The sequence below is a fragment of the Flavobacterium sp. DW-iso2 genome (genome assembly GCF_058725285.1).
The window spans coordinates 267,497-276,672 of record NZ_JBZXDY010000003.1; the positions used below are offsets into that span (position 1 = coordinate 267,497).

Below are 9,176 nucleotides of genomic sequence, written 5' to 3' on the forward strand. Positions count from 1 at the left end.
ATGTACGGAAAAATAAAAGAACATCTTCAAAACGAATTGCAAACAATAGAAGATAACGGGATTTTTAAGAAAGAAAGAATCATTACATCACCGCAAGATGCTGAAATTACGGTTTCAACAGGAGAAACGGTTTTGAATTTTTGCGCTAATAATTATTTGGGACTATCATCACACCCAGAGGTGATCCAAGCGGCAAAAGACGCAATGGATACGCATGGTTTCGGAATGTCATCGGTGCGTTTTATTTGTGGAACACAAGATATTCATAAAACATTAGAAAGAAAGATTTCTGAGTTTTACGGAACAGAAGACACAATTCTGTATGCAGCAGCTTTTGATGCAAACGGAGGGGTTTTTGAACCATTATTTGGAGAAGGCGATGCTATAATTTCAGATAGTTTGAATCATGCTTCTATTATTGACGGAGTTCGTTTGTGTAAAGCAGCACGTTACCGTTATGCAAATAACGACATGGCCGATTTAGAACAACAATTGATCAAAGCAAACGAAGCGGGTAGTCGTTTTAAAATAATCGTTACTGACGGTGTTTTTTCTATGGACGGTATTGTAGCATCGTTAGACAAAATTTGTGACCTAGCGGATAAATATGACGCAATGGTTATGGTAGATGAATGTCATGCTGCTGGTTTTATTGGAGCGACAGGAAAAGGAACACTGGAGGCTAAAGGAGTAATGGGAAGAGTCGATATCATCACTGGAACTCTTGGAAAAGCCTTGGGAGGAGCAATGGGCGGATATACGACCGCTAAAAAAGAAATTATTGAATTGTTACGTCAACGTTCAAGACCGTATTTGTTTTCTAATTCTTTAGCACCTGCGATCGTTGGAGCCTCGATTAAAGTTTTCGAATTATTAGAAAAAGATACTACGTTAAGAGATAAATTAGAGTGGAATACCAATTATTTCAAAGCAGGGATGAAAGAAGCCGGTTTTGATATCGTCGAAGGAGATTCTGCGATTGTACCAGTTATGTTGTACGATGCCAAATTGTCCCAAACTATGGCAGATGAATTGTTGAAGAAAGGGATTTATGTCATTGGATTCTTTTTCCCCGTGGTACCTAAGGATAAAGCAAGGATTAGAGTCCAACTGTCTGCAGCACATACTAAAGAGCATTTGGATAAAGCAATTTCGGCATTTATTGAAGTTGGGCGGTTTCTGAATGTTGTATAATTATAATCTAAAGTTATATAATTGCCATTTTTTCTTATTTTAATAGGTTTTTTTTAACATTTCGTTTTGTAATTAAAGAATTACGTGTTACTTTTGTTTGTAATTAACTAAATTGTAATTAAAAAAAATAAGTATGAAACATCTTAGCAAAATTTTAGTTGCTGTAATGATGGTGATGAGCTTGAGCTCTCACGCACAAGACAGTAATAATCCATGGGCTATCTCTTTTGGAGTGAATGCCGTAGACACCAGAACTAGTGCAGGTGGCGGAAATGGTTGGGCAGACCAACATTTTTCTCAACCTTTCGCTATAAAAGACAATTGGAATGTTCTTCCATCTGTATCTTATATCAGTGTATCTAAATACTTAGGGGATAATTTCTCTTTTGGTTTGCAAGGTTCTGTTAACAAGATTGACAGATATGTGAAATTTGCTCCAACAGCTGTAGGACATGATGCAAGAGGAATGGTTGTTTCTAATCCTGGAGACTTAATGTATTACGGTATTGATGCTACAGTTAGATATAGCTTCATGAGTCTTATTAATTCTAAAGTGATTGATCCATCGCTATCTGTTGGAGGAGGTTATACTTTCTTTGGTGATAGTAGTTATGGTACATTGAATCCTGGTGCTGGTTTAACTTTTTGGTTTACTGAAAACGTTGGTCTTTCTCTTGCTACTGCTTACAAAAAATCTTTTGGAGATAGAGAAGATGCTGTTGGAACTCCTGATGCTCCATCTCATTTCCAACATACTGCTGGTCTTATCTTCAAATTTGGAGGAAAAGATACTGATGGTGACGGAATCTACGATAAAGATGATGCATGTCCAGAAGTTGCAGGTTTAAAAGAATTCAACGGTTGTCCTGATACTGATGGAGACGGAATTCAAGATAGTGCTGATTCTTGTCCAGAAGTTGCTGGTCTTAAAGAACTTAATGGTTGTCCTGATACAGATGGAGATGGAATCGCCGATAAAGATGATGCTTGTCCAGAAGTTGCTGGTTTAGCTTCATTGAAAGGTTGTCCAGATGCTGATAAAGATGGAGTAGCTGATAAAGATGATAAATGTCCTACTGTTGCAGGACCAAAAGAAAATGCTGGTTGTCCTTGGCCTGATACTGACGGTGACGGAGTTTTAGACAAAGATGACAAATGTCCAGAAGTAAAAGGTACTGTTGCTAATAAGGGTTGTCCTGAAGTATCAGAAGCTGTTATGATGAAATTAAATGAGTATAGTAGAACTATCTTGTTTGATTCTGGAAAAGCATCTTTCAAAAAAGAAACTTACCCAACTTTAGTGTCAATCACTGAAATCTTAAAAGAATATCCTTATTCAAGATTCTTAATTGAAGGACATACTGATAGTGATGGAAGTAATGAGTTGAATCAAACTTTATCGATGAATAGAGCTCACGCAGTAAAAAATTATTTGATTGAAAATGGAATCAAAGATGATAGATTAGAGCATACTGGTTTTGGTGAAACTAAACCAATGGATACTAATAAAACTGCTGCAGGAAAAGCACACAACAGAAGAGTTGAAATTTCTTTAATAAAAGAATAAATTTTCCTAAAATATTTATTGAAAACGCCTCGATTTATCGGGGCGTTTTTTTTATTTTTATGAAATGATAAATACTTCTTTTTTAGATAAAATCGCACAAGTTTTAATAGAAAATTACTCAGGCAAACTATCCAATACGATAGTAGTCTTGCCAAATAAGAGAGCTAAAATTTTCCTGATTGAAGCCCTGAAAAAGCAAGTTGACGGTAACATTCTTTCTCCTGAAATTAGTAGCATCGAGGACTTTATCCAAGATATCGCAGGAATTCGTACTGTAGATCCCATCGAATTGTTATTTGAATTCTATGATGTGTATTTATCAGTTACTGAAAAAGCAAACCAACAATCATTTGAATTGTTTGCTAATTGGGCCAAAACACTCTTACAGGATTTTAATGAAATCGATCGCTATCTGTTAGAGTCATCTTATGTTTTGTCTTACTTAAAAGACATTGAAGATATTAAGAAATGGGGAATCGAAGTGGAGAATAAAACTCAACTACTCGAAAATTATATAGACTTTTGGAAATTATTGCCTAATTACTACCAAACGCTATATGCTCACCTACTCAAAAAAGGGATTGGTTACCAAGGATTAATCTATCGGGAAGCGGTGGGGAATCTGAATCAGTTTTCGAAATCAATTACTAATAAGAACTTTGTTTTCGCGGGATTTAATGCCTTAAATGCTTCCGAAGAAAAAATCATTCAACACCTTATAGCCTCTAATCAGGCCAAAATATACTGGGATGCCGACCAAACCTTCCTAAATGACCCTTATCATGATGCGGGCTTGTTTGTTAGGCGATTCAAAAAAGGCTGGAAAAAATACAAGTCAAATCCTTTTGAATGGATTGTGGATGATTTTTCACAAACAAAAAACATTCAAGTTATTGGTACGCCAAAAACAATTGGTCAGGCGAAAATTGCTGGAGGCATTATTGAAAATATAATTAATAAGAATCCCAATACTACGCTAGATAAAGTTGCTATTGTACTTGGTGAAGAAAATCTTCTAGTACCACTTTTATATTCGTTGCCCTCCACTGTGGGAGCTCTGAATATTACCATGGGATATCCTAGTAAAAATAATCCTGCTCAGATTTTGATCGCCAAGTTGTTCAAGATGCATACGAATGCGCTGGCCAGAAATGCGAAAAATTATGTATTGTATTATAAAGATGTGTTGGATATTCTAACGCATCCTTTAGTGGAGCCTTATGCGCAAACAAGCTCTTTAGTTAACCTTATTAATAAAAATAATTACACTTTTATAACCCATCACAAATTGATGGAATTGAATGGGAATCCTACTGATTTATTTCTGCTGTTATTCCAAAAATGGGAAAATGGTTCGATTGCGGTTTTACAAACTGTTTCCAAGTTGTTGCTTACCATTAAAGAGAATTTAAGCAATGACAATGAAGAAGAAAAAATTACAAAAGCCTTTGTATTCTCTATTTTTAAAGTGATCAATAAACTGATTAACTATTATTCACAACACGAGCACATTGATAAGATAGAAACGCTTTACGCCATATATAAACAAGTGATTGATCTTGCCGAAGTTTCTTTTGAAGGAGAGCCGCTAAACGGTTTGCAAATCATGGGTGTTTTAGAAAGTCGTGTACTTGATTTTGATACTGTGATAGTAACTTCTATGAATGAAGGGAAATTTCCTGCCGGAAAATCGCAGAATTCGTTTATTCCGTATGATGTGAAACGGGAATTGGGTTTGCCTACATTCAAAGAGAAAGACGCTATTTATACCTATCATTTTTATCATTTATTACAACGTGCTAAAAACATCTATTTGCTTTATAACACCGAAAGTGAAGGATTAGATGCAGGCGAAAAAAGTAGGTTTATCACTCAATTAGAAGTCGAGAAACAGCCAAAACATAATTTGACACACGAAATTTACAATGCCGTATTGCCGGAAACAGCGTATACACCAATGGTTATTGAGAAATCAGAATCGGTGATGTTACGTTTAAAGGAAATTGCTGCTGTTGGTTTTTCACCATCGGCATTGACAAGTTATATCAGGAACCCGATTCAGTTTTATTTTCAAAAGATATTGCGAATCAGAGAAGTCGAAGAAGTGGAAGAAAATATCGCGTTGAACACTTTGGGAACTATTATTCACGAGACTTTGAAATCGCTATACGATCCATTTGTGGGGAGATTTATTTCAGAGTCAGACATTCAAAACTGTTTCAAACAAATTGATGATGAGGTGCTGAAACAATTCAAAGTAGTGTATAAAGAAGGCGAAATTAAGAAAGGTCGTAATCTACTTGCTTTTGAAGTGGCGAAACGAAATGTTTCCAATTTCCTGAAAGTCGAATTAGAAAGTATAAAAGCAGGTGATGCAATAAAGATTTTAGCCTTAGAAGAAACTTTTCAAAGAACCTTAAATCATCCCACTTTGCCGTTTCCGGTATTGATAAAAGGGAATGTCGATCGAATCGAAGAACGAAACGGAGTTATTCGGATTATTGACTATAAAACCGGAAAAGTTGAAAAGTCCAGTGTAATGCTGAAGACATGGAAAGGATTGACCGAGGAGATTAAAAACGATAAAATTATTCAGGTTTTAGCTTATGCGTACATGTATGAAACCGAAGCCAATTGCAAACCCATTGAAGCGGGAATTATCTCTTTTAAGAATTTAAAATCGGGGTTTTTACCGTTTAATTTCAAAGAAGAAAAAGAAGGAAATGTGATAATTAATGAAGAAGTGATGACTAATTATCTCGAACAGATTGTGCTGTTGTTGAATGAAATTTTAGATGTCAGTATTCCATTTGAAGAGAAAGTGTAAAAGGATAAAAAGTATGACTTTACAAAAAGCAAATAACATATTTGAATTCTTTAAAAGTACCTTAGTAATTAACTTGGCTGTTTGTGTGTTGCCAATTCTCTTTGGAGGGTTATTTGCGTTTAAATACACTTTTTTGACTTTTGGTTTTGTGGTTAGTTTAGTGGTCAAGGAATTAAATTCTAAAAACGAATATTTGTTTTACTACAATAATGCCATTTCAAAAAAGGAGCTTTGGCTGTCTGCCTGGGGTTGTGCTTTTGTTTTTCTTGTTATATTAAGTTTTACCTTTAATTTTATCGCTACACTATTTTGAAAAAGCATATTTTAGAAGTTGATAGCGTACAGAAAAGATATGATGCTCAATCCATTCTTTCAGATGTATATTTGAAATGCGAAACTAATGACATTATAGGTTTATTAGGTCGAAATGGTTCTGGAAAATCGACCTTGTTAAAAATCATCTTCGGAATTGAGAATGCTGATTTTAAGTTCGTGCGAATTGATGGTGTGGTCAAAACGAAAATCAGTGATCTTTTTAATGAAATTAGTTATCTCTCTCAAGACAATTTTATTCCGAATCAATTATCAGTCAAGAAAGCCATTTCGCTCTCCATAAATAGCGAACATGCGGAGTGTTTTTATAATGATGAAATGATCCAGTCGATTAACAATAGAAAAATTTCGCAGTTGTCAGGTGGGGAATTACGCTATTTAGAAATTAAGTTAGTGCTTTGTAATCCTTCTAAATTTGTTCTTTTAGACGAACCTTATAATGGTTTGTCGCCGCTTATGATTGAAAAAGTAAATAAACTGATAAAAGAAAACGCTACACGAAAAGGGGTTCTCATTACAGATCATAATTATGAAAATGTAATTTCGATTTCGACAAAATTGATGCTAATGAAAGACGGCAAGCTACATCATATTAAAAGTAAAGAGGAGCTAGTTGATAAAGGATATTTAAACGCTAATTTTTTAAATACTCTTAAAAAATTTCAATAGAACTTCTGTCAATTCTTCTTTATTTTCAATATGACTCATATGTCCGTCTGGAAAAGTAACTAACTGCACCTCGGTGTTTTGAATTTGCTGTTTTGTTTCTTCATGTGGTAAAACGGGATCTTTTTCTCCAAGAATCAATAGTTTTGGAAAAGTGGAAAGGTGTAATAATACTTCACGATCATTTCTGATTTTCATTCCCTCAAGCGAAGCTACGATACCTTGCAGTGGTGTTTTTAGGGCTTTGTTTTTTACACTTTCAATTTCGTTGACTAGTCTTTCTCGGTTTCCTTCGCTAAATAAATTGGCAATAGAGAGCGATATAAAATTCACAAAAGATTGTTTTACGGCTCTAATCGCGCGATCGCGATTCACTTTTCGTTCTTCGCTATCTGCTCTTGCCGTTGAATTTAGTAAAACTAAGCCTTTTACATTTTCAGGATACAATTCTGCGAAAGCCAAAGCTACATAGCCGCCCATCGAATGGCCAACGAGAATTGCTTTTCGGATGCGCAATTCTGTCAAAACAGCATGAACGGCATCAGCGTTGTCTTCCATGGAATGGACATAGCCCAAACATTCTGTTTCTCCGTGACCCAATAAATCAATGGTAACAACCCGGTTTCTCTTAGAGAAAGTAGCAATGTAGTTATCCCACATGCTTTGATTTTCCAGGAAACCATGAAGCAGGACTATAGCGGTGCCTTTTCCGGTATCAGAATAAGAGATGCTGGTATTTTTGAACTGAATTTGTTTCAACGGGTTTAGTTTTTTTGCAAAATTAGGACTTTATTTTTTTTAAACCATATAAGTCATAGAAGTTGATATAAGTTTTTAGAACTTTTCTTGTATTAAAAATAGTATATTTGAGAGAAGCAATTTTTTAGATATGAACAGACTTGTTATTATTGGAAACGGATTTGATTTAGCGCATGGATTACCAACTTCTTATAAAGATTTTATTGATGATTATTGGGCTGGAATTAAAGAATCAAATCATAAAGACGAGTTTGTAGAATTTAATTTTGATTCAAGAATCCTATTTGAAAACATTAGAGATTTAGCAGGTCTAGCTAAAAACTTTATAGTAGTAAACGAAAAAATAAAATTTTCTGAAGCTGAAATTTACCGAGAATATGGGAATAATGCTCAAACGGGTAAATATCCAAGAGAACATATCCTTATTTATAAAAACGAATTTTTTAGACTCATTAATAAAAAAATAATTCAGAATTGGGTTGATATAGAAAATGAATATTATAAGGTAGTAAAAGTTGTTGTAAATTTAAAACCGGCTAATAAATTAGTGGACGAAGATGAGTTTGAAATCTCGCGGAAAGGGAAAATAATAAAACTGAATAAGGAGTTTGAACAAATAAAAAACTTGCTGGAAAAGTATTTAAAGGATAAAATAATTGAGAGTAATAAAAGAATAATACCTATTTGTGATTTGCTTAAAATTAATAAAGAAAGTGATGAATACTTCTTAGAATTCCCAAGTCAAGATCAAGATGAATTAAGAGATTTTTATAAGGAATATACTTTAAATAAGAGAAAGGAAATAAACACTCGCTTTTTAAATTTTAATTATACTAAAACTATTGATAGCTATTATAGTCTCACTAAGGAATATGGGGAAGATAGGAATTATGGAAATGTCGAAAACATACAAATTCACGGAAGGTTAGATGACAACAACAATAGAATTAATTTTGGATTTGGAGACGAAATGGATGAAGATTATAAGATAATTGAAAATTTAGATGACAATGAGTATTTAAAGAATTTTAAGTCATTCCAATATTTACAAAACTCTAATTATAAAAACTTACTAGATTACATTGATAGTGAAAAATTTCAAGTTTTAATTATGGGGCATTCCTGCGGTCTGTCAGATAGGACCTTGTTAAACACAGTCTTTGAGCATTCAAATTGTCGTTCCATAAAAGTTTTTTATTATAAGAAAGAGGATGGTAAAGATAATTACACAGAAATCATTCAAAATATTTCGAGACATTTTAATAAGAAGAAGTTAATGAGGGAGAAAATTGTCAATAAAACACTTTGTCAACCTTTGCCTCAAATCCAATTGCCTAAAAAATAAAACGGCTCCCATTTCTGAAAACCGTTTGTTTTTATTAAGTTTTATGATAGGATCCTTCCTTTGTCAGGATGACAAGGGATCATAACGAAAACCTGTGGAGTAGCAAAAATTAGGCATATATATTAGTTAGCCTAAAAAGGAAAAACTCAATGTTTCTCACGCCTCTAAATTGAGATCTAAACGCTTTAATTTTTGCATTGAAAGATTCCGCTGATGCATTAGTGCTTCTGTTGTCAAAATAGTTTACGATTGTTTGATAATGATTCTGTATTGATCTAGATATGGTATTAAATGATTTAAATTCAGCCTGAGCTACTTTTTCATGCCATATGGCTAATTTGGTTAAACCATAAATTTTATCCGTAGTATTTTCAAAAACATTTCGTAAGTCTTGAGCAAGCTGATATGGGATCAATACCAAAACCTGTGGAGTAGCAAAAATTAAGCGTAAATATTTGTTAGTCTGAAAAGGAAAAACTCTATGT

8 protein-coding genes are annotated in these 9,176 nt (G+C 33.8%); 6 read left to right on the top strand and 2 right to left on the bottom strand.

Annotation, left to right across the window (positions count from 1 at the left end; genetic code table 11):
* The 5 genes from kbl (at position 1) to AC4PRO_RS03895 (ending at position 6,590) form a co-directional block, all read left to right on the top strand.
* Positions 1-1,194 carry a glycine C-acetyltransferase gene (gene kbl / locus AC4PRO_RS03875; protein WP_492116384.1) on the top strand — a complete coding sequence of 398 codons (1,194 nt, stop codon included), beginning with the start codon at positions 1-3 and terminating at the stop codon, positions 1,192-1,194.
* A 133-nt stretch (positions 1,195-1,327) separates the two neighbouring features.
* Entirely contained in the window at positions 1,328-2,761 is a 1,434-nt protein-coding gene (locus tag AC4PRO_RS03880) for an OmpA family protein (protein ID WP_492116385.1), read from the top strand.
* Positions 2,762-2,825: 64 nt separating this feature from the next.
* On the top strand, positions 2,826-5,588 hold the full coding sequence (locus AC4PRO_RS03885; protein ID WP_492116386.1) for a PD-(D/E)XK nuclease family protein: 2,763 nt from the start codon (positions 2,826-2,828) through the stop codon (positions 5,586-5,588).
* Between the two features lie 13 nt (positions 5,589-5,601).
* On the top strand, positions 5,602-5,901 hold the full coding sequence (locus AC4PRO_RS03890; RefSeq protein WP_492116387.1) for a hypothetical protein: 300 nt from the start codon (positions 5,602-5,604) through the stop codon (positions 5,899-5,901).
* Positions 5,898-6,590 carry an ATP-binding cassette domain-containing protein gene (locus AC4PRO_RS03895; RefSeq protein WP_492116388.1) on the top strand — a complete coding sequence of 231 codons (693 nt, stop codon included), beginning with the start codon at positions 5,898-5,900 and terminating at the stop codon, positions 6,588-6,590. The genes AC4PRO_RS03890 and AC4PRO_RS03895 overlap by 4 nt, the downstream gene beginning before the upstream one ends.
* Here AC4PRO_RS03895 and AC4PRO_RS03900 read toward each other — a convergent pair.
* Positions 6,564-7,346: an alpha/beta fold hydrolase gene (locus AC4PRO_RS03900; protein ID WP_074720696.1), complete on the bottom strand. Its 783-nt coding sequence runs from the start codon at positions 7,344-7,346 to the stop codon at positions 6,564-6,566. The two genes, AC4PRO_RS03895 and AC4PRO_RS03900, sit on opposite strands and share 27 nt — an antisense overlap.
* A gap of 130 nt (positions 7,347-7,476) precedes the next feature.
* Here AC4PRO_RS03900 and AC4PRO_RS03905 point away from each other — a divergent pair, with 130 nt between their 5' ends.
* Positions 7,477-8,691 carry an AbiH family protein gene (locus AC4PRO_RS03905; RefSeq protein WP_492116389.1) on the top strand — a complete coding sequence of 405 codons (1,215 nt, stop codon included), beginning with the start codon at positions 7,477-7,479 and terminating at the stop codon, positions 8,689-8,691.
* A 109-nt stretch (positions 8,692-8,800) separates the two neighbouring features.
* On the opposite strand, the gene AC4PRO_RS03910 is transcribed toward AC4PRO_RS03905, so the two are convergent.
* A partial coding sequence (locus AC4PRO_RS03910; protein ID WP_492116390.1) for a transposase occupies positions 8,801-9,176 on the bottom strand: 376 nt, incomplete at its 5' end.